Genomic DNA, 26,393 nt, shown 5'->3' with positions numbered 1-26,393 from the left:
GCCACGGGACGACCGGGCGGGCAGCCCTGGATGATCACCCAGGACTGCCCGCCCGAAGCCGCCGCAGCAGGGCGGCCAGTCCGTCCCGGGTGACCGGAAGTACCCGGTCGGGGTCATCGCTCTCGCGGAACAGCAACGTGCCGTCGGCGCGGGCCAGTTCTACGCACTCATTGCCGTCACCGGGGCCGGAGAGCGAGGACTTCTGCCACTGGATCACGACTGGATTTCCTTCGCCAGGCGGTGCATGAAGTCCCGCGACTTCGCGGGCTCAAGAGATGCCGACTCCACTTTACGGAAGAGCGTTCGCATGGCGAGGAGTTGAGCGGAGGCATCGAGGAAAACCGAGCCGTACGGCGCGTCCCGCTGCGCGGTGTCCAACGCGGTCACCTGACCGCCCGCATACAACATCATCGAACTGGCCCCGGCGAATCCGTCGACGTCGAACGGAATCACCCGTACCGAGATATTGGGCCGCTCCGAGGCCCGCAGCAACTCGTCGAGCTGGGCGCGGGCCACTCGCCGATCCGCGACGCGGGTGCGCAACGCTGATTCGTGTACTACCGCTTCGTAGGGAGGCGCCCCCTCTCGCGAAAGGACCGCCTTTCGGCGCATCCGATGGGCCAGCCTGGGCTTCAGCTCACTGTCCGGAAGCTCGGGAACCCGGTAGGCAAGCACAGCGCGGGCGTAGTCCTCCGTCTGCAGCAGACCGGGTACGTGCGCGGTGGCGATCACCTGCATGAAGCGCGCATGGTGCTCCAGCTCCGCCAAGTCGCCGAATACCTGCGGCAGGACCTGCGCGTACTCATCCCACCAGCCGCGCGTTCGATCTGCGGCCATCTCAACGAGGCCATCGATCAACGCCTCGTCCGAGCAGGCGTAGTGCGCCGCGAGCCTGCGCAAGCGCTTCTCGCTGACCCCGGCGATCCCCGCCTCCATCTGACTCATCTGCGCCGAGGTCGACCCCAGGAACCGGGCGACGTCCCGAGCGGTCATTCCGGCAGCGTCGCGGAGTCGTCGCAGCTCAGTGCCGAGGCGGACCTGACGAGCAGTCGGCTGTCTCCTCGGTGGCATGCGCGCCTGTTCCTCTCAATGGGCCTTGCGCGAGCGCCGGTTGGTCTCGCTCGTCCGGAGTCAGATTACGCGAGCGACTTGCACAGGCAGAAATTAATGCCCTACCGTCAGTGACGCGACGCACACCCTGCGGAACACCGGGAGCCCGGAAGCGCACCGCCCCGCCCTGCCACGGCGGCGGCGACACTGCCACCGCCCGAAGCCCGCACCCCCTCCCTGACCAGGAGTCCGCATGCCCGAAACCGGCGAACTCGATGCCGACCGCTGGGAGTACACCCTCTCCATCCCCAACGACCCCCGAGCCGTCACGATCTGCCGCCGCACCCTGCGCCTGATCCTCGCCCTGCACGGCCTGCCGCATCTCGCGGAGGTGGCCGAACTCGCGGCGGCCGAGCTGGTCACCAACGCCGTACAGCACACCAGGGGCCCTGCGGCCATACGTCTCCGCTGGGCCCGCGGGGTGCTCCGCATCGGCGTGTGGGACGCGGACCCCACCCCGCCGGCACCCGCCCCACCAGCGGCATTCGGTGAAACGGGACGCGGCCTCACCCTCGTACAGGAATGTGCGGACGGCTGGGGCTGGCACCTGCTCGGCAAAGCCCAGGACCCGCGAGGCACGGGCAAGTTCATCTGGTGCGAACTGACCACGGCGGCGTGAACGTTTCGCCGGTCCCCGAAAGAGTGAACGACACGCATCGGCCGGACACCTCGGCCCTTGATCAACCTAGGTTGCGCACATGGTCACATCAGCTCACGAGGGCCTGCACCGGATCTTCCAGGACCGGCCCGAGATCCTCGCCCCTGTCTTCGGGGTACTGGGTATCGCGTTACCCGAGAAGGCGACGGTGGACGCGGTCACCCCCGACGCGACGGAGACCAAGCCGGTGGAACGCCGCATCGACACCGTGTTGCGCGTCGGTCCTTCCGACGGGGACGACTTCTTGCTGGCCGTCGAGGCCCAGGAGCGACGAGACCCGAAGAAGGCGTCGAGTTGGGCCTATTACGTCGCCTATCTCCAGGCCAAGTACGGCCTGCCGGTGCTGCTTCTCGTCATCTGCCGCGACCGGGCCACGACCAAGTGGGCGACCGGCCCCTTCGACTGCGGAGCCCGCGGCTGGACCGCCCAGCGGACGTACCCCATGGTCATCGGACCCGACAACCTCCCGGTGATCACCGACGAGAGAACCGCGGCACGTAAGCCCGCGATGGCCGTGTTCTCCGCCCTCGCTCACGCCCACAGCCACGACATCGACGCCATACTGGAAGCGCTGGGCCGTGCCCTGCAGGCGATGGACCGGCAAGCCTCCGACTACTTCTACGAGTTCCTGGACGTCAATCTGGGGAACACCCCCGCCGGCGACAAATGGAGGGAAATCTTGAGCTTCGTCACCTACTTCCCCGGCAGGGGAACCGTCCGCGAGACGGCCTATCTCGAGGGCAAGGCTGAAGGCAAGGCAGAAGGCAAGGCAGAAGGCATGATCCAAGGCGTGGCCGAGGGGGAGGCGAAGGGGGTCCTTCGGGTGCTGGAGGTGCGCGGGCTGACCGTCTCCGACGACGTCCGTACGCGGATCACCACCTGCACCGACCTGGACCGTCTCGGCGACTGGCTCGACCGGGCCGGCACGGTCGCGCACGCCGAGGAACTGTTCGGCGAAGCCCCGCGCGGCCCGGAGAGCACTTCGGAGCAGAGCTGATCAAGCCCCGCACGGGGAGGGCCCGGAACCCGTGGTGTTCCGGGCCCCCGTGTGCCGGGAGGGGTCAGGACGCCGAAGCCGACGCGCTCGGCTGGGTGTCCGTGCTGTCGTGGGTCTCGTCCGGGGCGACGCCCATCGTCAGGTCGGCGTGGACGCCCTTGGCAATGTTCTTCTTGTCGTACTTGAGGTACAGCAGGCCACCCTCATGGCCGTTCTGGGGATAGATCGTGTCCTCGGTGAGCGTGGTGCGGGTGGCGGTGTTCGTGGAGTACGGGGACACCTCGGCCGACGCCAGGACCGACTTCTCGTCGAAGAAGAACTGGCCGGTGTGGCAGGTGTGGCCGCCCTCGTAGCCCGCGTCGGTCCAGGTGCCGTCGACGTGGACCTTCGTGTGGATGTGGACGGCGCGGCCCTGGTACCAGCCCGGGAAGACCGTCTTGAAGGTGACGTAGCCGTGCTTGTCGGTCTTCCAGGTGCCCCGGAGGTAGCGCTCGTCGTCGGTCGGCTCCGAGTGGCCGCCGCCGGTGCCGCCGGAGGGAGCGCCCGACGGGGGCTCACCTGTGGGCGTGCCCGAGGGGGCGTCGGAGGGGGAGCCGGAGGGCGGGGTGCCGCCGCCACCGCCACCGCCGCTGCCCATCGCCTCGTAACCGGAGTAGATGCCCAGCGCGGTGCAGTGCCAGATGTCGACCGCCGCGTTCTTCACCGGTTTGCAGGTGTCCGCGTCGATCACCTTGAGCTTGAGGGTCAGGGGGATGCCCTCTTCGTCCTCGGTGATGTCCTGGCGGATCTTGTCCGCGTCGATGTAGTAAGGGCCCTCGGTGGTCTCGGAGGTGAGCTTGTAGCAGACCTCGGAGGCGGTGGCGCTCGCCGAGGCGGTCGCACCCTTCCCCTTCGCCTCCCCGGCGAAGGCGCCGGCGGCGACCGTCCCGCCCACACCGACAGCGGCGACCGCACCGGCACCGGCGACGACGACCTTACGGCGCGTCAGATCGCGTTTGTGCTTGGGGCCTTGCTCGTTCCCATGGCTGTTCTCGGCGTTTCCCGTCATGGGCAGGGACGCTAGGAGGCGGGCCTGTCAGGGGCGTGGGAAAGGCCTATGGAATCCAGGCTTCCTCCCCGGCCCGCCGCCCCTCGGCGCCCCCCCATGAGACGGCAGACCGCTGCAGAGCGGCCCCTCTGGATTCCTGCGGGGCTCCGGTGAGGTTTCCAGGAGGGTCCGGTCCCCGGCCGTGAAGGGCGGGGACCGGAGACCGCCGGTCCGTCAGTCCGTCAGCTCGCCGAAGCCGATGGTGACGCCGACACACTCGCCTGGGGCGGCGCGCCCTGGCCGTCCTCCGTCGCGCCAGGGTCGACGCCGACCGTGAGCGACGCATGGACGCCCTTGGTGATGTCCCGCTTGTCGTAGCGCAGCCTGAGCAGGCCGCCCTGGGTACCGCTCTGGTCGTAGATCGTGTCCTCGGTGAGCGTGGTGCGCTCGGTGGCGTTGGCGGAATACGGCTCCACCACCGCCGAGGCCAGGACGGACTCCTCGTCGAAGAAGAACTGGCCGGTGTGGCACGCGTGCCCGCCCTCGTAACCGGCGTCGGTCCACTCGCCGTCCACGTGCACCTTGGTGTGGATGTGGACGCAGCGGCCCCGGTACCAGCCCGGGAAGACCGTCTTGAAGGAGACGTGGCCGTGCCGGTCCGTACGCCAGGTGCCGCGCAGGTAGCGTGTGTCGTCCGTCGGCTCCTGGTGACCGCCGCCCGGCATACCGGTCGGGGGCGGTCCCGTGGGCGCACCGGTCGGCGGCTCGCCGGTGGGAGCGGGGCCGCCACCGCCGCCGTTGCCCTGGTTCTCGTAGCCGGAGTAGACGCCTGCGGCGTCGCAGTGCCAGATGTCGACGGCCGCGTTCCGGATCGGTTTGCAGGTCTCGGAGTCGATCACCTTGAGACTGAGGAGCAGGGGGATGCCTTCGCGGTCCTCTCTGACGTCCCGGCGGATCTTGTCCGCGTCGATGTAGTACGGGCCCTCGACCGCCTCCGACGTCAGCCGGTAGCAGGCCTCGGCGCTCTCCCCGGCCGCCGGTTCTCTGTCCTGCGCGACCGCGTTCGCCGCGAAGGCGCTGCCGCCGAGGCCGGCCACCGCGAGCGCGCCCGCGCCGACGACCACGACCTTGCGGCGCGTCAGTTCACCGTTTTCCTGAGGCACTTGGGGGACCTGGGGTTCCTGGTGCTGTCCATTCACTGTCATGCGCCCGGAAGTTAGGTAGGAAGGCTGTCAGCAGGCTGAGAAAACAGCGGTCTTTGCCACGGGCACGCGAAAGGGACCTGAAATCGACGTCGACTTCAAGTCCCTTTGCGATCAAGCCAGTTGAAAGGCTTGCCTTACCGCGGCCGCGGCCACTTCGGCCGTGACCACCTCGGCAGTGCCTACTTCGGCTGCGGCTTGCGCACCGTGAGGTGCAGTTCGCGCAGGCGGGTCTCGTCCAGCTCCGTGGGCGCGCCCATCATCAGGTCCTGCGCGTTGCCGTTGAGCGGGAACGCAATCGTCTCGCGGATGTTCGGCTCGTCCGCGAGCAGCATGACGATGCGGTCGACGCCCGGGGCGATCCCGCCGTGCGGCGGGGCGCCGAAGCGGAAGGCGCGCAGCATGCCGGCGAACTGCTCCTCGACGGTCTCCCGGTCGTAGCCGGCGATCTCGAAGGCCTTGAGCATGATCTCGGGCTCGTGGTTCCGGATCGCGCCGGAGGACAGCTCCACGCCGTTGCAGACGATGTCGTACTGCCAGCCGAGGATGTCCAGCGGGTCCTGGGTCTCCAGGGCCTCCAGACCGCCCTGCGGCATCGAGAACGGGTTGTGCGAGAAGTCGATCTTCCCGGTGTCCTCGTCCTTCTCGTACATCGGGAAGTCGACGATCCAGCAGAAGCGGAAGACGTTCTCCTCGAAGTTGCCCGAGCGCTTCGCGGCCTCGACCCGCACCGCGCCCATGATCTTCGAGACCTCGTCGAACTCGCCCGCGCCGAAGAACACCGCGTGACCGGCGGCCAGGGAGAGACGCTTGGTCAGCTCGGCGACGTTGTCCTCGGTGAGGAACTTGGCGATCGGGCCGGTCAGCGAGCCGTCCTCGCCCACGCGCACCCAGGCCAGGCCCTTCGCGCCCTGCTCGACCGCGTAGTCACCGAGGCCGTCGAAGAACTTCCGGCTCTGACCGGCCACGTCCGGCACTGCCAGGGCGCGCACGTGCTTGCCCGCGAAGGCCTTGAACTCCGAGCCCTCGAAGATGTCGGTGATGTCGGTGAGCTCGAGCTGGGCCCGCAGGTCCGGCTTGTCGGAGCCGTACTTCAGCATCGACTCGCGGAACGGGATGCGCGGGAAGGGCGAGGTGACGTGACGGTCACCGCCGAACTCCTCGAACAGCTCCGTCATGAGCTTCTCGATGGGCTGGAACACGTCCTCCTGCTCGACGAAGGACATCTCCACGTCGAGCTGGTAGAACTCGCCCGGCGAACGGTCCGCACGGGCGTCCTCGTCGCGGAAGCAGGGCGCGATCTGGAAGTAACGGTCGAAGCCGGAGATCATCAGCAGCTGCTTGAACTGCTGCGGCGCCTGCGGAAGCGCGTAGAACTTTCCGGGGTTCAGCCGGGAGGGGACCACGAAGTCGCGCGCGCCCTCGGGGGAGGTGGCGCTGAGGATCGGGGTGGCCATCTCGTTGAAGCCCAGCGCCGTCATCTTGTGACGGATCGCGGAGATCACGGCCGTGCGCAGCAGGATGTTGCGGTGCATGCGCTCGCGGCGCAGGTCGAGGAAGCGGTACTCCAGGCGGCGCTCCTCGTTCACACCGTCCTCGGCGTTGATCGTGAACGGCAGCGGGGCGGCGGCGCCGAGCAGCTCGACCTCGCTCACCTCGACCTCGACCTCGCCGGTCGGCAGCTCCGGGTTCACGTTCTCCGTGCCGCGCGAGACGACCTTGCCGTCGACGCGGACGGTCGACTCCTTCGAGACCTTGTCGAGGGCCTCGTAGGCGGGGGTGCCGGGGCGGGCGACGAGCTGCGTGATGCCGTAGTGGTCGCGCAGATCGATGAAGAGGATGCCACCCAGGTCTCGGCGATTGTGCAGCCAGCCGCTCAGCCGGACGTCGGTGCCGACGTCAGAGGCGCGGAGCTCGCCGCAGGTGTGGGACCTGTACCGATGCATCGTCGTTCATCCAGTCTTCGCGGATTGGGGGCCTGTTTCACGTGAAACACCCCCAGGGTACCGGCCAGCCCAGGTCGCCTCCTCCTCATTAGCCGCTCCACGCCGTGACGGGCCTCGGTGACGGCCATCGGTGGCAGGCACCGATCACCTGTTCCTACAGTGGGCGCATGCGCACTGGTGAGCCCCTGCCCGCCGTGGGGGACGTCCTGGCCGCACTCGCCACCGGCGTGTGGCGCTGGGACAGCGCCTCGGGACTTGTCACCTTCGACGCGGAGGCCGCACGGCTGATCGGCGTGCCCGCGGAGCTGACGACCCTCACCGAGGCGGGTGCCCGCTCGCATGTCCACCCCGTCGACTGGAACGAGATGGACGGGGTGGTGCACCTCGCGGTGGCCGAGGGCACGCTCGCCGAGGCCCAGATGCGGATCATGGACGAGCACGGCCGGGTGCTCCGCACGGTCCGCAGCCGCTCCAAGCCGCTCGTCGACCCCGACACCGGGCAGTACGAGCTGATCGGCACCCTCCAGGAGGTCAGCGAGCAGCCTCCGGACGCAGCCGCGCGCACCCCTGTCACCGGGGACTGGCGCCGCTCGCGGGAGGCGTTCCTGCTGGACGCCGGACGAGCGCTGGCCGAGGCCCGGTCCACGGCGGAGGTGCTGCGGGTGGCGGCGGGGCTGTCGATGCCCGGATTCTCCCCGGACGGCCTCGCCGTCTTCGGCGCGGAGGGCGAGCGGCTGACGATCATCGGCCACCACGGGCACCAGCCGGGCGACGAGGGCCCCTTCTCCCACATGTCGCTGGCCACGGACTATCCGGCCGCCGAGGTCGTCCGTACGGGCCGCGCGGTCTACCTCTCCTCCCCCGACGAGTACAAGGACCGCTACCCGGCGTCCTGGCCCCTCGCCCAGCACTTCGGCCGGCAGTCCTGGGCGTTCCTGCCGCTCACGGTCGCCGGCAGCACCATGGGCGCATGGATGGCGGCCTTCACCTACCCCGTCACCTTCACGCCCGACGAGCGCTCGGTCCTGACGACCGTCGCCCGCATGCTCGCGCAGGCCCTCTCGCGCGCCGGAGCCGCCGAGACCGCGCGGGAGCTGACCGACGGCCTTCAGCGCTCGATGATGCCGACGCTCGGCCCGCGGATGCCGGGCATGAGCGTCGCCGCGCGCTATGTCCCGACCGGCGGCGGCCTCCAGGTCGGCGGCGACTGGTACGACGTGATCCCGCTGCCGGCCGGCCGCTGCGCCCTGGTCATCGGCGATGTGCAGGGCCACGACGTCCGCGCCGCCGGTCTGATGGGCCAGCTCCGGATAGCCCTGCGCGCCTACGCCGCCGAGGGCCACCGCCCCGACGCGGTGCTGTCACGGGCGGCGCGTTTCCTCTACGGGGTCACCGACTCGGTGACCTACGGGTCCAGCGGCGGCGCCGACGCGGACGAGGAACCGGCGGACCCCGCCGATGTGCGCTTCGCGACCTGTCTGTACGTCGAGGTCGACCCGGCGACCGGGACGCTGGACATCGCGCGCGCCGGGCATCCCGATCCCGCGATACGGATGGCGGACGGGACCGTGCTGATGCGGCCCACGGCGGGCGGGATGCCGCTCGGCATCGACCCGGACGCCGACTACCCGACCACCCGGCTCCTCCTGGAGCCGGGCGAGACCATGCTGATCTGCACCGACGGGCTCATCGAGACCGGCGGCCACGACCTCGACACCGGCTGGCGCCGGATCCGCCGGACGCTCGAATCCCACGACGGCGACATGGAGGACCTCGCCGACGCGCTCGTCCAGGCCGTGCACGGGCCCTCCTCCCACCACACCACCGGTCCGCTGGCCGACAGGCGCGAGGACGACATAGCGGTGCTGCTGCTGTCCCGGCTGCCCCTGGAGGGTGACGGCGGCGACACGGCGCCGCCCGTACGGCCGCTGCTGCGCCGCACGGTGCTGACCGTGGCGCAGGCCGAGCCCGAGCGGATCGCGGACGCCCGTCAGCAGCTGCGGGAGCTCCTGCACGACTGGGCCTCCGCCGACCAGCTCGACTCCGCGGTCCTGCTCGTCTCCGAGATGGTCACCAACGTCCTCGTGCACACCGACGTGGACGCGCTGCTCGTCGCCGAGGTGACGGGCGAGCCGGGCAAGCGGCGGATACGGGTCGAGGTCACCGACGGCAGCGACGCCCTGCCTCACCGGCGCCATCCCGGGGAGCTGGCGTCGTCCGGACGGGGACTGGTGCTCGTCGAGATGCTCGCGGACACGTGGGGGGTGGACCCGCGGGGCGAGGGCAAGAGCATCTGGTTCGAGTTCTCCGAGGCGGCGGACACGGATTCCGGCGAGTCGGCGGCCTCGGACGACTCCGCGCCGCTGGGCACGTGGGACACGTTCGCCGAGGCGGTGGACTTCGGCGGACCGGCGGATCCGGGCGCCATGGAGGGCCGGGGATCCGCCGACGGCGACCGGCCGGCCGACGGCTACGCGTCCGCCGACGGTCCCGGCGCTCCCGGCACTCCGGGGAATCCCGGCGCCCCCGGTCCTTTCGAGTCCTCCGGACCCGGCGGTCCTCCGGACCCTTCCGGCCCTTCCGGCTCGTAGCGCACACGGAGTTCGTGCAGGACGCCGAAGGCCGCCGCCGTCAGGGGGACGGCGAGCAGCATGCCGAGGACGCCCGCCACGGAGGCGCCCGCCGTGATCGCGAGCAGCACCACCGCCGGGTGCATCTGCACCTGCCGGCTCTGGATCATCGGCTGGAGGCCGTATCCCTCCAGCATCTGGATCGCGAGCACGAGCCCGAGCGTCCACAGGGCGATGACGAACCCCCGGTCGGCGAGCGCGACCAGGACGGCCACCGCGCCGGAGAGGAACGCGCCGAGATACGGGATGTACGCCCCCACGAAGACCAGCGCGCCGAGTCCGACGGCGCCCGGGACGCGCAGGACCAGGAGTCCGACGGTGATGCAGAGGGCGTCGATGAGCGCGATGATCGTCGTCCCGCGCATGAAGCCCTCGACGGCCGCGTAGGCGCGCCGGGCCATGGCCTCGACGACGTCGGCGGTCCCCCGGGGCGCGAGCGACCGCAGTGATCCGGCCACCTTGTGCGAGTCGCGCAGGAAGAAGAACACGAGCAGCAGGGCGAGGAAACACATGGCGAGGGTCTCGGCCACGACGCTGACGCCGCTGACGACGTTGGACGCGGCCGTGCCGCCGAACTTGGCCAGCAGGTCCTTGGAGTTGGCGGCGATGTCGTCGAGCGAGGTGCCCGCCGCGCCGAAGTGCTCGGCGACGGAACGCGAGGCCTGCCGGAGGGAGGACACGATCTGGGCGCCGGTGTGGAAGAGCGCGGCGACGACGACGTAGACGGCGCCGCCGACCACGACGGCCACCGCGACGCAGGTCAGGGCGGCGGCGAGCGAGCGGTTGATCCGGGCCTTGACCATCCGCCGGTACAGCGGTCCGAGCAGCGCGGTCCCGAGCAGCGCGAGCAGCACCGGCACCACCGCCGTGCGGAACTCCCCGCACAGCAGGATCCCCACCCATCCGACCCCGGCGCCCAGCAGGATCACGACACACCAGGCCGCCAACCGCCGGGCACCCTCGGGGAGTAGCTGCACCCTGCCAGCTGACCATGCGTCAGCCGGACCGGCGCTCCGGGAAGTCCGAACGGGGGAGGAACCCCGCGAGGAACCCCCGGCGCGCGGAAGCCCCGTCCGGCGGACCGGACGGGGCTTCCGCGAGCGCTGTCCTTCACCAGGGCCCCGGACCCCAGGCAAGGCCCAGGGGCCGGAAAGGCCTACAGCCCGCCCTCCGACATCCCGTGCACCGCCGGGATCGTCCCCAGGCGGCCCTTCTGGAAGTCCTCGAAGGCCTGCTGGAGCTCGTCGCGGGTGTTCATCACGAACGGGCCGTAGTGGGCCATCGGCTCACGGATCGGCTGACCTCCGAGCAGCACGACCTCCAGGTCGGGCGTGCTGGAGTCCTGCTTCTCCTCGGCCCGGACGGTCAGCGAGGAGCCCGTGCCGAAGACGGCGGTCTGGCCGGTGTGGACCGGGCGGCGGTCCGCGCCCACGCTGCCGCGTCCGGCCAGCACGTAGGCGAGGCCGTTGAAGTCCTCGCGCCACGGCAGGGTGATCTCGGCGCCGGGCCGCAGTGTGGCGTGGACCATGGTGATCGGGGTGTGCGTGATGCCCGGTCCCTGGTGGCCGTCGAGCTCACCGGCGATGACCCGCAGGAGCGCGCCGCCGTCCGGGGTGCTGAGCAGCTGCACGGTGCCGCCCCGGATGTCCTGGTACCTCGGGGCCATCATCTTGTCCTTGGCCGGCAGGTTCACCCACAGCTGGAGCCCGTGGAAGAGGCCACCCGACATCACCAGGTGCTCCGGCGGCGCCTCGATGTGGAGCAGGCCGGACCCGGCCGTCATCCACTGGGTGTCGCCGTTGGTGATCGTGCCGCCGCCACCGTTGGAGTCCTGGTGGTCGAAGATGCCGTCGATGATGTAGGTCACGGTCTCGAAGCCGCGGTGGGGGTGCCAGGGGGTGCCCTTCGGCTCGCCCGGCGCGTACTCCACCTCACCCATCTGGTCCATCATGATGAACGGGTCCAGGTGCCGGTAGTTGATCCCGGCGAACGCGCGGCGGACCGGGAAACCCTCGCCCTCGAAGCCCTGGGGCGCGGTCGTCACGGTGAGCACGGGACGGTCCACCGCGTCGGCCGGCGCGGCCACACGGGGCAGGGCCAGCGGGTTCTCGACAGTCACTGCGGGCATGTCGGTACCTCCTTGCGCTTCGAGTTTAGTTGAGGGTTGAACTTTCTGCTACCCGTAACGACGCGCGCCCGGAGGACATTCCCTCCGGGCGGCACAGGTTCGAGAGGCATCCGGTCGAGCGGACACCGGGGCGCCGGGGCGCCGGGACACCAGGGCGCCGGGGCACCCGCGGCGGACCGTCAGCCGTACATACGGCGCATCGCGAAGTCCACCATCTGCTCCACGGCCTTCGCGTCGAAGACCATGCGGTGCTTGCCCTCCATGTCGATCACGAAGCCGTAGCCCGTGGGCAGCAGGTCGATCACCTCGGCTCCGGTGATCACGAAGTACTTGGACTCCTTGCCCGCGTACCGGCGCAGCTCCTTGAGCGAACTGAACATCGGGATGACAGGCTGCTGGGTGTTGTGCAGCGCGAGGAATCCGGGGTTGTCACCGCGCGGGCAGTAGACCTTCGAGGTGGCGAAGACCTGCTGGAAGTCCTCGGCCGCCATGGCACCCGTGGTGAACGCCCGGACCGCGTCCGGCAGGGACGGCGGGGACGGCTCGGGGTACAGGGGCGGCTGCTGGCCGTACCCGCCGGACATCTGCCCGTCCGGCATCTGGCCGGGCATCTGCTGCTGCGGCGGGACGTACCCCTGCTGGGCGCCTGCGTTCTGCTCGTAGCCGTACATGCGTCAAAGAGTAGTGGGCCACATATGGCCTACCCGGGGTTGCTTCTTATTACTGGCGGGTAGCATCATCGTAGCTACTTGCTGGTACGTGACAAATATGCGAGGAGTCAGTGCCTCGCCGATCCCTTACGGAGCCGTCGCCATGGGGCACTACAAGTCGAATCTCCGCGACATCGAGTTCAACCTCTTCGAGGTGCTCGGGCGCGACAAGCTGTACGGCACCGGCCCGTTCGCGGAAATGGACACGGACACCGCCAAGAGCATCCTCGAGGAGCTGACCCGCCTCTCGGAGAACGAGCTCGCCGAGTCCTTCGCGGACGCCGACCGCAACCCGCCGGTCTTCGACCCCGAGACCAACACCGCGCCGGTCCCGGCTTCCTTCAAGAAGTCGTACAAGGCGTTCATGGACTCCGAGTACTGGCGTCTCGGCGTGCCCGAGGAGATCGGCGGCTCCACCTCGCCCCGCTCCCTGATCTGGGCCTACGCGGAGCTGATCCTCGGCGCGAACCCGGCGGTCTGGATGTACTCCAGCGGCCCCGCGTTCGCGGGCATCCTCTTCGAGGAGGGCAACGACGTCCAGAAGCACATCGCGACGATGGCCGTCGAGAAGCGCTGGGGCTCCACCATGGTGCTCACCGAGCCGGACGCCGGCTCCGACGTGGGCGCCGGCCGCACCAAGGCCATCCAGCAGGCGGACGGCTCCTGGCACATCGAGGGCGTGAAGCGCTTCATCACCTCCGGTGAGCACGACATGGAGGAGAACATCCTCCACTACGTCCTCGCCCGCCCCGAGGGCCACGGCCCCGGCACCAAGGGCCTGTCCCTCTTCCTCGTCCCGAAGTACGAGTTCGACTTCGAGACCGGCGAGCTGGGCGAGCGCAACGGCGCGTACGCGACGAACGTCGAGCACAAGATGGGCCTCAAGGCCTCCAACACCTGCGAGATGACCTTCGGCGACCGCCACCCCGCCAAGGGCTGGCTGATCGGCGACAAGCACGACGGCATCCGCCAGATGTTCCGCATCATCGAGTTCGCCCGCATGATGGTCGGCACGAAGGCCATCTCCACGCTGTCGACCGGCTACCTGAACGCGCTGGAGTACGCCAAGGAGCGCGTCCAGGGCACCGACCTGGCCGACTTCATGGACAAGGCCGCGCCCAAGGTCACCATCACGCACCACCCGGACGTGCGCCGCTCGCTCATGACGCAGAAGGCGTACGCCGAGGGCATGCGCGCCCTGGTCCTGCACACCGCCGCGGTCCAGGACGAGATCCAGGTCCTGGAGGCCGCCGGCGAGGACACCGCCGCCGCCGAGGCCATGAACGACCTCCTCCTGCCGATCGTGAAGGGCTACGGCTCCGAGAAGGGCTACGAGCTGCTCGCCCAGTCGCTCCAGATCTTCGGCGGCTCCGGCTTCCTGCAGGAGTACCCGATCGAGCAGTACATCCGCGACGCCAAGATCGACACCCTGTACGAGGGCACCACCGCGATCCAGGGCCAGGACTTCTTCTTCCGGAAGATCGTCCGCAACCAGGGCGCGGCGCTGAACTCCCTCGCCGAGGACATCAAGAAGTTCCTGGCGCTCGGCACCGGCGGCGAGGACCTCTCCGCGGCCCGCGAGCAGCTCGCCAAGGCCGCCGTCGAGCTGGAGGCCATCGTCGGCCTGATGCTGACCGACCTGGCCGCCACCGAGCAGGACGTCAAGAACATCTACAAGGTGGGCCTCAACACCACCCGCCTCCTGATGGCCTCCGGTGACGTGGTCGTCGGCTACCTGCTGCTGCGCGGTGCCGCCGTCGCCGCGGAGAAGCTGGAGACCGCCTCCGCCAAGGACAAGCCCTTCTACACCGGCAAGATCGCGGCCGCGAAGTTCTTCGCCGCCACCGTGCTGCCGGGCGTCACCGGTGCCCGCAAGCTCGCCGAGGGCGTCGACCTGGACCTGATGGAGCTGGACGAGGCCGCCTTCTAGGAGCCGCCGGCGCCTGTCCCGACGGGCGGGCACCGCCCCGGGCACCTGTCCCCGCGTTCAGGTGTCCCGAGGTGTCCGCCCTTCACATCCCCCTTACGAGGGCCCGTTCCCAACCCCGGGAGCGGGCCCTCGTGCGTCGTTAAGGTGAACCCATGAGTGCACCCACCCGCTTCGACCGCGGCCACACCGACGACCTCATGTCCTTCCTCGCGGCGAGCCCGACGCCGTACCACGCCGTGGCGACCGCCGCCGAGCGGCTGGAGAAGGCCGGATTCCGTCAGGTCGCCGAGACCGACGCGTGGGAAGGAAGCAGCGGCGGGAAGTACGTACTGCGCGGAGGGGCGATCATCGCCTGGTACGTGCCCGAGGGCGCCGAGCCGCACACCCCGTTCCGGATCATCGGCGCGCACACCGACTCCCCGAACCTGCGGGTCAAGCCCCTGCCCGACACCGGCGCGCACGGCTGGCGCCAGGTCGCCGTGGAGATCTACGGCGGCCCGCTGCTGAACTCCTGGCTCGACCGTGACCTCGGCCTGGCCGGACGCCTGTCGCTGCGCGACGGCTCGACCCGTCTGGTCAACGTCGACCGCGCCCTGCTGCGCGTGCCGCAGCTCGCCATCCACCTGGACCGTTCCGTCAGCAGCGAAGGGCTCAAGCTCGACAAGCAGCGCCACCTCCAGCCCGTCTGGGGACTCGGCGACGCCCGCGAGGGCGATCTGATCGCCTTCCTGGAGGAGGAGTCGGGGCTGCCCGCGGGCGAGGTCACGGGCTGGGACCTGATGACCCACTCGATCGAGCGCCCCTCCTATCTGGGCCGCGACAACGAGCTGCTCGCCGGGCCGCGCATGGACAACCTGCTGTCCGTGCACGCGGCCACGGCCGCGCTGGCGGCGGTCGCGGCGGCCGGCTCCGGACTGTCGTACATCCCGGTCCTCGCCGCCTTCGACCACGAGGAGAACGGATCGCAGAGCGACACCGGCGCCGACGGACCGCTGCTCGGCAGTGTGCTGGAACGTTCTGTCTTCGCCCGCGGCGGTTCCTACGAGGACCGGGCGCGCGCCTTCGCCGGCACCGTCTGTCTCTCCTGCGACACCGGCCACGCCGTGCACCCCAACTACGCCGAGCGGCACGACCCGACGCACCACCCGCGCGCGGGCGGCGGCCCCATCCTCAAGGTGAACGTCAACAACCGCTACGCCACCGACGGTTCGGGCCGCTCCGTGTTCGCCGCCGCCTGCGAGAAGGCCGGCGTGCCGTTCCAGTCCTTCGTCTCCAACAACTCCATGCCCTGCGGCACCACCATCGGCCCCATCACGGCGGCACGGCACGGCATCAAGACGGTCGACATCGGCGTGGCCATCCTGTCCATGCACAGCGCCCGCGAACTCTGCGCCGCCGACGACCCGTTCCTGCTGGCCAACGCGTTGGTGGCGTTCCTGGAGGGCTGAGTCCCGCCCCGCCCGTCCCCCCGCGAGATCGTTATTTTTTGAACCTGTTCAAAGATGGTTGTCGCGCCGTACGCTGCGCTTCAATCCTCAATGATCCTCGGATCAGGTCTCGTGGGGGGACTCACACGTGCGAAAAAGATCCCTGGCGCTCGCCTGCGCCTCAGTCGCGGCCGCCCTGCTGCTCGGCCCGGTACCCGCCGCGCACGCGACGCCGGCGCCGGTGCTGTACGGCGTCGGCAGCGGTGACCACCCCGGTGACGGCCTGGTGTGGGTGTCCGCCTCGTCCGACACCGCCATCACCTCGATCACCGCACACCTGTACGCGCCGGGCTCCGCCGCCGACGCCCCGGAGATCACCCAGGTCAGCGACTTCACCCGTGACTCCAGCACCGGCTCCGCGAACCTGTGGCGGACCACCACCCCGCTGCGCCTGGACGACCTCGGCGTCTACCGCGTCGTGGTCGACCTGACCGACGCCGACGGGGACACCACCACCGCCCAGAGCACGTACGGGTACGAGTACGAGCTCGAGGCGAACCTCACGGATCTGCGAGCCACCCCGCAGAACCCGGACTACGAGCACCAGCACGTCACCGTCACCGGCGGCTTCACGGTCACCGACCCGCGCACCGGCGAGACGACGCCCGCGGCGAACACGCGCGTGGACCTGGGGATCTCCAGCGTCCCGGACGCGACGACCAGGACCGGCGCCGACGGCCGCTTCACCTACACCTACCGCGTCACCGACCCGTCCAGCGACACCGTCAACGCCTGGCTGCGGCCGGACGAGCCCTGGTACCAGCCCTGGACCAACCAGGGCGTCGAGGTCAGGGCCGTGCAGTCGGACACCCGCGTGACCCTGGACGCCGCCGAACTGGACGTCAAGGCCGGGCAGGCGGTGACGGTCTCCGGGACGGCCGAGGTGTACGTCGGCGGGGCGTGGAAACCGCTGGCCGGAGTCACAGTGGACGAGATCTGGTCCAGCGAGTCCAGCGGCGTGGCCTCACGGCCCGTCACGGGCGCCGACGGCCGCTTCAGCGGACAGCTGACGCTGCCGAGGTCCGGCACGGTCGAGGCGCAGGTGCGCACCGGCACCTTCACGAGGTTCAGTGAACTGCGGACTGTCAAGGTGTACGTCGCCCAGAAGACGTCGATCACCAACTTCACCGCGAGCCTGGACAAGTACGCCCAGCTGACCGCCAAGGGGCTGCTGAGCAGCGGCAGGTCCGCCCCGGCGGACATATACAACCATGTCGACCTCCAGTACTCGGCCGACGGGAAGACCGGCTGGAAGACGATGAAGACGGTCGTACCCGGCAGCTTCGAGCCGGACGACGGCGCGACCTTCAAGGGCACCTTCGCCACGTCCTCCAAGGGCTACTACCGGGCGCACTTCAAGGCCAGCAGAGACTCCCAGGAGTCGTACAGCTCCGTCGTGCACGTCACGCGCACCCCGACCCGGATCACCGACGGCAACGCCTCCCCCGAACCGGTTCGCAAGGGCCGCACGATCACCTGCAAGGGCAAGCTCCAGCACTACACCTCGGGCGTCTGGAAGGCCTACGCGGGCCAGAAGGTGAAGATCCTCTTCAAGCCCAAGGGCTCCAGCGGCTGGTACGACATGGGCAACGCGACCACCCGCACGGACGGCACGTTCGGCAAGGGCTTCACGGCCTCGAAGGACGGCACCTGGGTCGCGGTGCTCCTCTACCCGAACAGCACCCACCTGGTGAGCTCCGGCCGCGAGGACTACGTCGACGTGACGTGACGCGCGCCGCTGCCGAAAACGGCGGCGCGCGTGACGTGAGGGCTCGCCTCCGCATGGCTCGCGAGGTCCCGGGTACCCGGAACGGGTCCTGAACGACTCGGAGTTGCTATCTCAAGGAGACGACACCCATGGGCCTGGGCGGATGCATCATCCTGATCGCCGCGGGGGCGATCCTCACGTTCGCGACCGACTGGCACATGCAGGGGGTCAACCTTCACCTCGTCGGCGTGATCCTCATGATCGTCGGACTGATCGGCGTGACGACCTTCAGTAGCATCGCTCGGCGCAGGCGCGTCGTCGTACCGCCGACGGCGACCGTCGTGGACGACGACCGGCGCCGCCGTGACGGCTACTCGGACGGCTACGGAGTGTGAGCCGGGTCAGGCGTCCATGCCCGCGAGAACCAGGGGCAGCCGGTCCGCACCGCCTTCGGTGAGGCGGACCGGCACGCCCCAGTCCTGCTGGTGGACATGGCAGGCCGGGTACTCGGTGGACGGGTCGTCGTCGCAGGACGCGGCCATCGCCGAGACGTGCAGCACGCCCTCCGGGACGGCGGGATTCAGTTCGACGGCCCGTGACAGACCGGTTCCGGCGCCCTCGCCCGCGAGCAGCAGCTCGGGCGGGGTGGCGGAGACGAGGAGCCGGGTGGAGGGTCCGTAGCGGTCATCCAGTTCCTGCCCGGCGGGCGCCTGGAAGATCACGTCCAGGCGGACGGCTCCGGGGGTGACCTCGGTGGCCGCGCGCCGGGTGCGGTGGGCGACCGACTCCACCCGTACGGCCTCCTCCGGCAGCCGCAGCCGGGTCAGCCGGTGCCGGGCGGACTCCACCACCACGATGTCGTCCCCGACCAGCACGGCGTCGCTCGGCTCCCGCAGATCCGTGGCCAGCGTGGTCACCTCACCCGTCGAGGGGTCGTACCGGCGCAGCGCGTGGTTGTACGTGTCGCTGACCGCGACCGAACCGTCGGGCAGAGCGGTGACCCCCAACGGATTCTGGAGCAGAGCCTGTCCGTGCCACCACGGAGAAGCGCACACACGAAGCGGCACGACCGACGCAACGGCAAGCCCATGGCAACGCGCCACGAGGGATCCCGGTCAAACCAGCGAACGCGTCGTTCACGCGGAGAGCCTGGCCCAATGGATCTGAACACGCTGCTCAGGAATGATCCGCTGCCCGCGTCTGCCCTTGCTGACTTCCACTCGGTCGATGGCGAGCGACAGACGATCACGCCGGTCTTCGTCCGTGGCGTCCTTCCATGCTTCCCGGAACAGGCGACTGTCGAGCATGGGCGATACGTCCATGGACGGCATCGGTAGTCTGCAGAGATCGCCGCGCAGACCGTCGATGCGGCTCCGCAAGCGCTCCGTCAGACGGTCGTAGCGACCGATCGCTGCCGGCCCCTTGAACTCACCGCGCACATATCGGGCTTCTTCAAGATCGGCCAACCGGGCTTCCTCGTCGCGGATTTCGGAGGCGATGGCGTCCCACTTCGCGAACGCCTCCGGATCGGTACGGTGGACCCAGCGATCCGCAATCGTGGCAAGCAGCGCGTCATCGGGTTCCAGCGCCGGAATTTTGGTCAGGAAGCTTTCAGCCACGTAAGCATCCACGGCGTCTGCCAGCGCGGACGCGCCGACACATTGATTGCCCGAACGGTGGGACCAGCATTGGTAGCTGCGGCCCACGCGGTGCATACGGCTTCCGCAGCCCGGTACACCACAGAACACCAGGCCGGTGAGCAGAGCCGCGCCCTGTGCTTTCGGACGGCGCCTGCCCGCGTACTCGAAGGTACGCTCCTCGAATTGGCGGATGATGCTGTCTCGTTCGCCGACCGTGATGATGCCTTCGCCGATCTCCACGGTGTCGAGCGTCGCGGGATCGCGGTAGGGGAAGACCCGCCCCGTGTACTTCTTTTCCCCGTTGTCCGTCTCAACGGATTCCGTCTCCGGCATGAGGCCCGCAAAGGCCGGAGACCTCAGAAGCTGCATGATGCTCGCCGCGTTCCACTGCCCGCCGCGCGGTGAAGGGATCTCGTATTCGTTGAGCAACCGTGCGGTCTTCACCAGGGAAGCACCCGCCAGCACCTCGTCCGCGATCAGCCGGGCGTACACGGCGCACTCAGGATCATGGACGAGTTTCTTGCTCTTCGGGTCTACCCCGAGCCCATAGGGCGGCTGTCCGCCGATCCACTGGCCTTTGTTGCGCAGGTACTTCTTCGCATGTCCCACGCGCGCACCAAGGTCTTTTGACTCAGATCGCGCCAGTTCCGCGAGCGTCGCGACAATTGTGCGGGCGGAGTCGTCCGAGGTGTCGAGCCCTTCCACGACGGACACGAGACGACCCCCCACCGCCTCAATGCCGTCGAGAACCCTGCCCACCTGACCAATGCCTTTGCGGGAGAGGCGGTCCAGCTTCCAGACGATCAGTGTGCCGACGACCCCGGCGGTGATGGCCGCGAGCGCGGCATCGAATCCTTTGCGCTCAACTGCTTTGTAGCCGGAGCGCCCCCTGTCCGTATGGACCTTGCGAACGGTGAGTCCGTTGCGTTCAGCCCACGCGCGGCAGTCGGCTTCCTGCCGTTCGATTGCGGTCTTGCCGTCGCGGTCGAGAGACAGGCGCAGATACAGATCACAGAATGCTTCTTGATGCACGACTCAAGAGTGTCTGGAATTTCCGTTCTTCGTGGGTGAATTCCAGAAATGCTGGATCGATACACGCACGTTCGTCAGTCCAGTGCGTGCCCCCTCGTCGCGTCCACGTGGGCGGGGATCTCGTCGTGGCGGTCGCCGACCGTGAGGGTGCCGGTCGGTTCGAAGAGGAGGATCGACGCGCCGCCGGGGGCGTATGGCTTGTGCTCGGTTCCGCGGGGGACCGTGCAGACAGAGCCCTTGGGGAGGACGACGGTCCGCTCTCCGGCCGGCTCCCGGAGCGCGATGGTCAGCTCGCCCTCCAGAACCAGGAAGAACTCGTCCGTCCGGTCGTGCACGTGCCAGACGTGTTCGCCCTCGACCTTCGCGACGCGCACGTCGTAGTCGTTGACGGTGGTCACGATGCGCGGACTCCACAGGTCGGTGAAGGAGGCGAGGGCGGCGGAGAGGGAGACGGGTTCGCCGCGTCGGGCGGGTGCACTGGTCATGCGTTCATCGTCCGCGTCTTCCGGCACCCCGGCGAGTGCTAGAAATCGCGTATGCCGCAAGGATCCTCGCAACGTCCCGCATCCCCGGAACACCCTGGCGCACGCGGGCCGGCGGAGCCTTCGTCCCGTCGGCCGCATCGCGTCGCCGTGATCGTCGACGAGGGTACGAACCCCTTCGAAGTCGGCGTCGCGACCGAGTTGTTCGGGCTTGCCCGGCCCGAACTGGGGCGGCCCGAGCCGCTCTACGAGCTGACCCTGTGCACCCCCTCGCCCGGTGTCCGGATGAACCACGGGTTCTTCACGCTGAGCGGGGTGCCCGGCCTCGACGCGACGGACGACGCCGACACGCTCGTCGTTCCCGGGCGTCCCGACAACGTCGTCCCGCGCCGGGCCGTCGTCCTGGACGCCATCCGGCGCGGCCACGCGCGCGGGGCCCGGGTCGTGAGCTTCTGCACCGGAACCTTCGCGCTCGCCGAGGCGGGGCTGCTCGACGGGCGGCGCGCCACCACGCACTGGCGCTGGACGGACGTCTTCCGGGAACTGCACCCGGACGTACTGCTGGACCCGGACGTGCTGTTCGTGGACGAGGGGGACGTGCTGACGGCGGCGGGCAGCGCGGCCGCACTCGATCTCGGCCTGCACCTCGTACGGCAGGATCACGGCGCGGAGACCGCGAACGAGGTGTCGCGGCGGCTGGTCTTCGCCGCACACCGCGACGGGGGCCAGCGCCAGTTCGTACGACAACCACTGCCCGACGTGCCCGACGCGTCGCTGGCACCCCTGCTGGCCTGGGCGCAGGAGCGGCTCGGTGAGCCGTTGACGGTCGGGAACCTCGCCGCGCACGCCGCGGTGAGCCCGGCGACCCTGCACCGCCGCTTCCGCGCCCAGCTCGGCACGACTCCGCTGGCATGGCTGACGGCGCAGCGGGTCGCCCTCGCCTGCCGGCTCATCGAGCGCGGGGAGGCCCGGCTCGACGTGGTGGCGGACCGCAGCGGGCTCGGGACCGCCGCGAACCTGCGCGAACGGGTGCGCCGGGCGACCGGACTCAGCCCGTCGGCCTACCGGCGGCGTTTCGGAACGCCCACCGGGGAACCGGTGACGGCATGAGATACCTCGTACGCGACCGACTGCTCGGCTTCGGTGAGGACTACTGGATCGAGGACGACCACGGCGACAAGGTCTTCCTCGTCGACGGCAAGGCCATGCGGCTGCGGGACACCTTCCAGCTGAAGGACACCCGCGGACGCGTCCTGATCGACATCCACCAGAAGATGCTCGCGCTGCGCGACACGATGATCATCGAGCGGGACGGCGATCCGCTCGCGACCATCAAGCGCAAGCGTCTGTCCCTGCTCCGCAATCACTACCGCGTGTCGCTGGTCGACGGCACCGAGCTCGACGTCAGCGGCAAGATCCTCGACCGCGAGTTCGCCGTGGACTACGACAACGAACTCCTCGCCCAGATCTCCCGGCGCCGGCTCCATCTGCGGGACACGTACGGAGTCGACGTCGTACGGGAGGACGCCGATCCGGCGCTGCTGATCGCGGTCGCGGTGTGCGTGATCCATCTGGCGGAGAAGGAACGGGGGGACGACTGACGGGACGGATGCCGGTCCGCGGCGGGGCGCCGCAGGTCAGCGGGGCGGGAACCCCGTCAGCGAGTGGGAGTCGGGCCGGGCGGGCCGCCGGTCAGCGGGTGGGCGTGTCCAGGCCCAGCAGGCGGTCCTTCAGGGCCGGGAACTGCTCCCGGGTCTCCGCGACCTTCGCCGGGTCGAACTCCACGGTGAGGATCTCCTCGTCCGGACCCGCCTCGGCGAGGACCTCACCCCACGGGTCGACCACGATCGAGTGACCGGCCTGGGGAACTCCCGCGTGCGTACCGGCCGTTCCGCAGGCGAGGACGTACGCCTGGTTCTCGACGGCGCGTGCCTGCGCGAGCAGGGTCCAGTGGGCGCGGCGCCGCTCGGGCCAGCCCGCCGGGAGGACGAAGGTCTGCGCCCCCGCGTCCACGAGTCCGCGGAAGAGTTCGGGGAACCTGAGGTCGTAGCAGGTGGCGACGCCGAGGACGGTCTCCGGCAGCCGCACCGTCACCAGTTCCGTGCCCGCGCCCATGAGCACGGCCTCACCCTTGTCGAAGCCGAAGCGGTGGATCTTGCGGTAGGCGGCGACGCGTTCGCCAGCGGGGGAGTAGACCAGGGAGGTGTTGTAGAGGGGAGCCTCGGCCGCCGAGCCGGTCCCGGACGCGGCGCGCTCGGGGATCGACCCGGCGTGCAGCCACACGCCCGCGTCGCTCGCCGCCTTGCTCATCGCCTCGTGGGTCGGCCCGTCCAGCGGCTCGGCCCACGCCCCGAACCCCTCGTAGGCGAAGGCGCCGGTGGTCCACAGCTCGGGGAGCACGACGAGATCGACTCCGGCCTGATCACGTACCAGGTCCGCCACACGGCGCCTGCGGGATGCGACCGATTCATCATCGTTTACGTCGATCTGGAGGAGCGAGGCGCGCACACTACCACCGTCCTGGCATTCGAGCCGTCGATACCGGCCTACGATCGTCACACGAAAGCACTGCCGGGGTGCCTCACAGCAGCGTAACTTAGCGTCCCAAGACACCCGCTGCCTGTGAAATGCCCGCGTCCAACCGCCCGAGGGGTCCCGTTCCGTGAGTCTGCATCCGAGTCTTCAGTCCTACGCCGACGCCTGGGCCCACTCGATCGAAGCGATATCCGAGCTGGTGCAGCCGCTTGTGGAGGGCGAGTGGAACCGGCGGACCCCGTGCCCCGGCTGGTCGGTCCGTGACATCGTCTCGCATGTCATCGGGCTGGACTGCGAGATGCTCGGCGACCCGCGGCCGATCCACACCCTTCCCCGCGATCTCTACCACGTGACGAACGAACACCAGCGGTACATGGAGATGCAGGTCGACGTGCGCCGCCACCACACGGCGCCGGAGATGACCTCCGAGCTGGAGTACACGATCATCCGCCGCAACCGGCAGCTGCGGAACGAGACGCGGCAGCCCGACGCCAAGGTGCGGGGTCCGCTCGGCACCGAGGTCACCCTCGAGAAAGCGATGCTCAACCGCGCGTTCGACGTGTGGGTGCACGAGCAGGACCTGCGGTACACGCTGGGCCGGCCGGGGAACCTCGACTCCCCCGGTTCACAGATCGTGCGGGACCAGCTGCTGGCCGCGCTGCCGAAGATCGTCGCCAAGAACGCGGGGGCGCCGGCGAACTCCGCGGTCGTCTTCGACGTGCACGGTCCCGTCGAGTTCCTGCGCACCGTCCGTGTCGACGCCGACGGGCGCGGCTCGATAGACGGTTCGCCCTCCCTCGGTCCCGCCGCCAGCCTCGCCCTCGACTGGGAGACCTTCGTCCGGCTCGCCTGCGGCCGCGTCGGCCCCGACGCCGTGTCCGACCGCATCAAGGCCGAGGGCGACCAGGACCTGACCGCGGCGATCCTGCGCAACCTCGCCGTCACGCCGTAACGGACGGGGCGGCCGCGCACGCGGCGACGGGGCGGGGGCGTTTCCCCGCCCTCCGCTCCGCTCCGCACGTCCCCCAGTCCCCCACGTCACATCCCGTCCTGGACGTCCCGCGCGTCCCGCACATCCCGGACAGCGCGGGCCGGCGGCAGCGGGACGGGGTGGCGACGGCGGCGGTCACGCCGGTACGTGCACCGTCTCCACCCGGCTGGCCACGAGCCGTTCCCGCTCCCGGCGGGCCGCCTGCTTCCGCAGCCGGAAGATCTGGCTCAGCCCGGCCGCCTGGAGGACGAACACGGAGGCGAAGGCGACCCGGTAGTTGTCGTCGGTGGCGTCGAGCAGCAGGCCGATGGCCAGCAGCGTCGTCATCGAGGCGGTGAAACCGCCCATGTTGGTGATCCCGGACGCGGTGCCCTGACGCTCCGGCGGATTCGCCGGGCGCGCGAAGTCGAAGCCGAGCATCGAGGCCGGCCCGCAGAACCCGAGCACCGTGCACAGCACGACCAGCAGCCACATCGGCGCGTGCTCGCCGGGGTACACCAGCACCCCCGCCCACACGACCGCCGTCGCCGCGACCGTGCCCAGCGCCAGCGGCAGCCGCGCGGTGTGGTGCCGGGCGACGATCTGTCCGTACACCAGTCCGGCACCCATGTTGGCCAGGACGACGAGTGTCAGCAGCTCACCGGCCGTGGCCCGCGACAGGCCCTGCGCCTGGACGAGGAACGGCATCCCCCACAGCAGCAGGAACACCATCGCGGGGAACTGCGTGGTGAAGTGCACCCACAGACCCAGCCGGGTACCCGGTTCCCGCCAGGACGCGGCGATCTGCCGGCGGACGTACGCGGCACCCCGGTGCGGGAACGGCTCCGGCCGGTGGCCCTCGGGGTGGTCCTCCAGGAACAGCAGCAGGAGGACGAGGACGAGGACACCGGCGGCGGCGCTGCCGGCGAACGCGGCCGTCCAGCCCACGCCGTGCAGCAGCCGGGCGATCACGAGCGTCGAGACGAGGTTGCCGGCCATACCGGCCAGACCCGCGAACTGCGCGACGAGCGGACCGCGCCGGGCGGGGAACCACCGGGTGCCGAGCCGCAGCACGCTGATGAACGTCATCGCGTCACCGCAGCCCAGCAGGGCGCGCGAGGCGAGCGCCATGCCGTACGACGAGGAGAAGGCGAAGCCCAGTTGCCCGGCCGTGAACAGCAGGACGCCGATGGTCAGCACCTTCTTGGTGCCGAGCCGGTCGACCAGAAGCCCGACCGGTATCTGCATGCCCGCGTACACGAGGAGCTGGAGGATGGAGAACGTGGACAGGGCGGAGGCGCCCACGTGGAAGCGGTCCGCCGCGTCGAGCCCGGCCACCCCGAGTGACGTACGGAAGATGACCGCGACGAAGTACACCGAGACGCCGATGCCCCAGACGGCGATCGCGCGCCGGCCGCCGGGCGGGTCGCCGGGCAGGGTGGCCGAGGAGCTCATCGGACCTCGCCCCGCGCCAGGTTGGAGAACCAGCTCACATGGCCGTGGATGAGGGCGACGACCGCGTCGGCGTCACCGGCCCGCAGCGCCTGGAGGATCTGCTCGTGCTCGACGAGCGTCTTGGTGATCCGGTCGGGGTGCGCGTGCATCACGGCGACCCCCATCCGCAACTGGCGGTCGCGGAGCTGGTCGTAGAGCCGGGAGAGGATCTCGTTGCCGCCGCTGCGGACGATCTCGGCGTGGAAGCAGCGGTCGGTGACGGCGGCGGCGGCCAGGTCCCCGGCGGCGGCCTGTTCCTTCTGCTGGTCGAGCAGTTCCTCCAGACGGGCCAGGAGCCGCGGCGACGCCGGTACGGCCTTGCGCGCGGCGTGCTCCTCCACGAGCTGGCGGGTCTCGACCACGTCGGCGATCTCCTGGGCGGAGACCGGCAGGACGAGCGCGCCCTTCTTCGGGTAGAGCTTGATCAGCCCTTCGGCCTCCAGGCGGAGCAGCGCCTCGCGGACCGGGGTGCGCGAAACACCCACCGCGTCGGCGAGTTCACCCTCGGTCAGCAGGGACCCGCCCTCGTAACGGCGCTCCAGGACACCCTGCTTGACGTGTGCGTAGACGCGGTCCGCGGCGGGCGGCTGTTTCACGGGGGGCCGCAGCGGCGCGGGTGGGGCTGAAGGCATGCGCACATCATAGATACAACACGTACGCATGCCCGGGAGCGTTTCAGCATGCGGACCCCAACAGCCCTCACACGT

At 69.8% G+C, this 26,393-nt stretch carries 22 protein-coding genes and 2 pseudogenes; 10 read left to right on the top strand and 14 right to left on the bottom strand.

What is annotated here, in order from left to right; genetic code table 11:
- Positions 1-34 precede the first annotated feature (34 nt).
- Positions 35-217: a DUF397 domain-containing protein gene (locus OG485_RS22740; RefSeq protein WP_328670424.1), complete on the bottom strand. Its 183-nt coding sequence runs from the start codon at positions 215-217 to the stop codon at positions 35-37.
- Positions 214-1,071, bottom strand: a complete 858-nt coding sequence (locus OG485_RS22735; protein ID WP_328670423.1) for a helix-turn-helix domain-containing protein — start codon at positions 1,069-1,071, stop codon at positions 214-216. Before OG485_RS22735 ends, OG485_RS22740 begins: the two co-directional genes overlap by 4 nt.
- 232 nt (positions 1,072-1,303) lie before the next feature.
- On the opposite strand from OG485_RS22735, the gene OG485_RS22730 reads away from it, so the two are divergent.
- Together OG485_RS22730 and OG485_RS22725 are read left to right on the top strand one after the other, a co-directional pair.
- The gene (locus OG485_RS22730) at positions 1,304-1,729 is read left to right on the top strand and encodes an ATP-binding protein (RefSeq protein WP_328670422.1); all 426 of its coding nucleotides are present in this window, start codon (positions 1,304-1,306) and stop codon (positions 1,727-1,729) included.
- A 79-nt stretch (positions 1,730-1,808) separates the two neighbouring features.
- Positions 1,809-2,765, top strand: coding sequence for a hypothetical protein (locus OG485_RS22725; protein WP_328670421.1), 957 nt, complete (start codon positions 1,809-1,811; stop codon positions 2,763-2,765).
- A gap of 64 nt (positions 2,766-2,829) precedes the next feature.
- Here OG485_RS22725 and OG485_RS22720 read toward each other — a convergent pair whose 3' ends face one another.
- The 3 genes from OG485_RS22720 to aspS all read right to left on the bottom strand — a co-directional run bounded on the left by OG485_RS22720 (position 2,830) and on the right by aspS (position 6,940).
- On the bottom strand, positions 2,830-3,813 hold the full coding sequence (locus OG485_RS22720; RefSeq protein WP_328670420.1) for an intradiol ring-cleavage dioxygenase: 984 nt from the start codon (positions 3,811-3,813) through the stop codon (positions 2,830-2,832).
- Between the two features lie 221 nt (positions 3,814-4,034).
- A complete protein-coding gene (locus OG485_RS22715) occupies positions 4,035-4,997 on the bottom strand; it encodes an intradiol ring-cleavage dioxygenase (RefSeq protein WP_328670419.1) in 963 nt (320 codons plus the stop codon).
- A gap of 179 nt (positions 4,998-5,176) precedes the next feature.
- On the bottom strand, positions 5,177-6,940 hold the full coding sequence (gene aspS / locus OG485_RS22710) for an aspartate--tRNA ligase (RefSeq protein WP_328450347.1): 1,764 nt from the start codon (positions 6,938-6,940) through the stop codon (positions 5,177-5,179).
- A gap of 167 nt (positions 6,941-7,107) precedes the next feature.
- Here aspS and OG485_RS22705 point away from each other — a divergent pair.
- Positions 7,108-9,312, top strand: a pseudogene (locus OG485_RS22705) (SpoIIE family protein phosphatase); the annotation flags it as partial.
- A 98-nt stretch (positions 9,313-9,410) separates the two neighbouring features.
- Here the strand turns inward: OG485_RS22705 and OG485_RS22700 are convergent.
- From OG485_RS22700 to OG485_RS22690, 3 genes are all read right to left on the bottom strand, one after another.
- On the bottom strand, positions 9,411-10,547 hold the full coding sequence (locus OG485_RS22700; RefSeq protein WP_328670418.1) for an AI-2E family transporter: 1,137 nt from the start codon (positions 10,545-10,547) through the stop codon (positions 9,411-9,413).
- Between the two features lie 179 nt (positions 10,548-10,726).
- Positions 10,727-11,698, bottom strand: coding sequence for a pirin family protein (locus OG485_RS22695; protein ID WP_328670417.1), 972 nt, complete (start codon positions 11,696-11,698; stop codon positions 10,727-10,729).
- 179 nt (positions 11,699-11,877) lie between these two features.
- A complete protein-coding gene (locus tag OG485_RS22690; protein ID WP_328450353.1) occupies positions 11,878-12,369 on the bottom strand; it encodes an SseB family protein in 492 nt (163 codons plus the stop codon).
- 142 nt (positions 12,370-12,511) lie between these two features.
- Here OG485_RS22690 and OG485_RS22685 point away from each other — a divergent pair, with 142 nt between their 5' ends.
- The 4 genes from OG485_RS22685 (at position 12,512) to OG485_RS22670 (ending at position 17,928) form a co-directional block, all read left to right on the top strand.
- Positions 12,512-14,338, top strand: coding sequence for an acyl-CoA dehydrogenase (locus OG485_RS22685; RefSeq protein WP_328670416.1), 1,827 nt, complete (start codon positions 12,512-12,514; stop codon positions 14,336-14,338).
- 152 nt (positions 14,339-14,490) lie between these two features.
- On the top strand, positions 14,491-15,786 hold the full coding sequence (locus OG485_RS22680; protein WP_328670415.1) for a M18 family aminopeptidase: 1,296 nt from the start codon (positions 14,491-14,493) through the stop codon (positions 15,784-15,786).
- Between the two features lie 127 nt (positions 15,787-15,913).
- Positions 15,914-17,554 (top strand): hypothetical protein, encoded by a 1,641-nt coding sequence (locus OG485_RS22675; RefSeq protein ID WP_328670414.1) that lies wholly within the window; start codon positions 15,914-15,916, stop codon positions 17,552-17,554.
- A 128-nt stretch (positions 17,555-17,682) separates the two neighbouring features.
- On the top strand, positions 17,683-17,928 hold the full coding sequence (locus OG485_RS22670) for a DUF6458 family protein (RefSeq protein ID WP_328450358.1): 246 nt from the start codon (positions 17,683-17,685) through the stop codon (positions 17,926-17,928).
- Positions 17,929-17,934: 6 nt separating this feature from the next.
- Here OG485_RS22670 and OG485_RS22665 read toward each other — a convergent pair.
- From OG485_RS22665 to OG485_RS22655, 3 genes and pseudogenes are all read right to left on the bottom strand, one after another.
- A pseudogene (locus tag OG485_RS22665) lies at positions 17,935-18,561 on the bottom strand (alkyl hydroperoxide reductase); the annotation flags it as partial.
- A 108-nt stretch (positions 18,562-18,669) separates the two neighbouring features.
- On the bottom strand, positions 18,670-20,205 hold the full coding sequence (locus tag OG485_RS22660; protein ID WP_328670413.1) for a recombinase family protein: 1,536 nt from the start codon (positions 20,203-20,205) through the stop codon (positions 18,670-18,672).
- 74 nt (positions 20,206-20,279) lie between these two features.
- The gene (locus OG485_RS22655) at positions 20,280-20,690 is read right to left on the bottom strand and encodes a cupin domain-containing protein (RefSeq protein WP_328670412.1); all 411 of its coding nucleotides are present in this window, start codon (positions 20,688-20,690) and stop codon (positions 20,280-20,282) included.
- A gap of 51 nt (positions 20,691-20,741) precedes the next feature.
- On the opposite strand from OG485_RS22655, the gene OG485_RS22650 reads away from it, so the two are divergent.
- The gene (locus OG485_RS22650) at positions 20,742-21,797 is read left to right on the top strand and encodes a GlxA family transcriptional regulator (protein ID WP_328670411.1); all 1,056 of its coding nucleotides are present in this window, start codon (positions 20,742-20,744) and stop codon (positions 21,795-21,797) included.
- Positions 21,794-22,288 carry an LURP-one-related/scramblase family protein gene (locus tag OG485_RS22645; RefSeq protein ID WP_328670410.1) on the top strand — a complete coding sequence of 165 codons (495 nt, stop codon included), beginning with the start codon at positions 21,794-21,796 and terminating at the stop codon, positions 22,286-22,288. The genes OG485_RS22650 and OG485_RS22645 overlap by 4 nt, the downstream gene beginning before the upstream one ends.
- Before the next feature lie 91 nt (positions 22,289-22,379).
- Here OG485_RS22645 and OG485_RS22640 read toward each other — a convergent pair whose 3' ends face one another.
- Positions 22,380-23,195 (bottom strand): carbon-nitrogen family hydrolase, encoded by an 816-nt coding sequence (locus OG485_RS22640; protein ID WP_328670409.1) that lies wholly within the window; start codon positions 23,193-23,195, stop codon positions 22,380-22,382.
- A 154-nt stretch (positions 23,196-23,349) separates the two neighbouring features.
- Here OG485_RS22640 and OG485_RS22635 point away from each other — a divergent pair, with 154 nt between their 5' ends.
- On the top strand, positions 23,350-24,174 hold the full coding sequence (locus OG485_RS22635; protein WP_328670408.1) for a maleylpyruvate isomerase family mycothiol-dependent enzyme: 825 nt from the start codon (positions 23,350-23,352) through the stop codon (positions 24,172-24,174).
- Between the two features lie 174 nt (positions 24,175-24,348).
- Here the strand turns inward: OG485_RS22635 and OG485_RS22630 are convergent, their stop codons facing one another.
- Positions 24,349-25,647, bottom strand: coding sequence for an MFS transporter (locus OG485_RS22630; RefSeq protein ID WP_328450369.1), 1,299 nt, complete (start codon positions 25,645-25,647; stop codon positions 24,349-24,351).
- Positions 25,644-26,318, bottom strand: coding sequence for a GntR family transcriptional regulator (locus OG485_RS22625; RefSeq protein WP_328670407.1), 675 nt, complete (start codon positions 26,316-26,318; stop codon positions 25,644-25,646). Before OG485_RS22625 ends, OG485_RS22630 begins: the two co-directional genes overlap by 4 nt.
- Positions 26,319-26,393 lie beyond the last annotated feature (75 nt).

The organism is Streptomyces sp. NBC_00328, assembly GCF_036139655.1.
GTDB lineage: Bacteria > Actinomycetota > Actinomycetes > Streptomycetales > Streptomycetaceae > Streptomyces.
The sequence above is the reverse complement of the archived record's forward strand: the minus strand, read 5'-3'. Positions and strand labels throughout refer to the sequence as shown.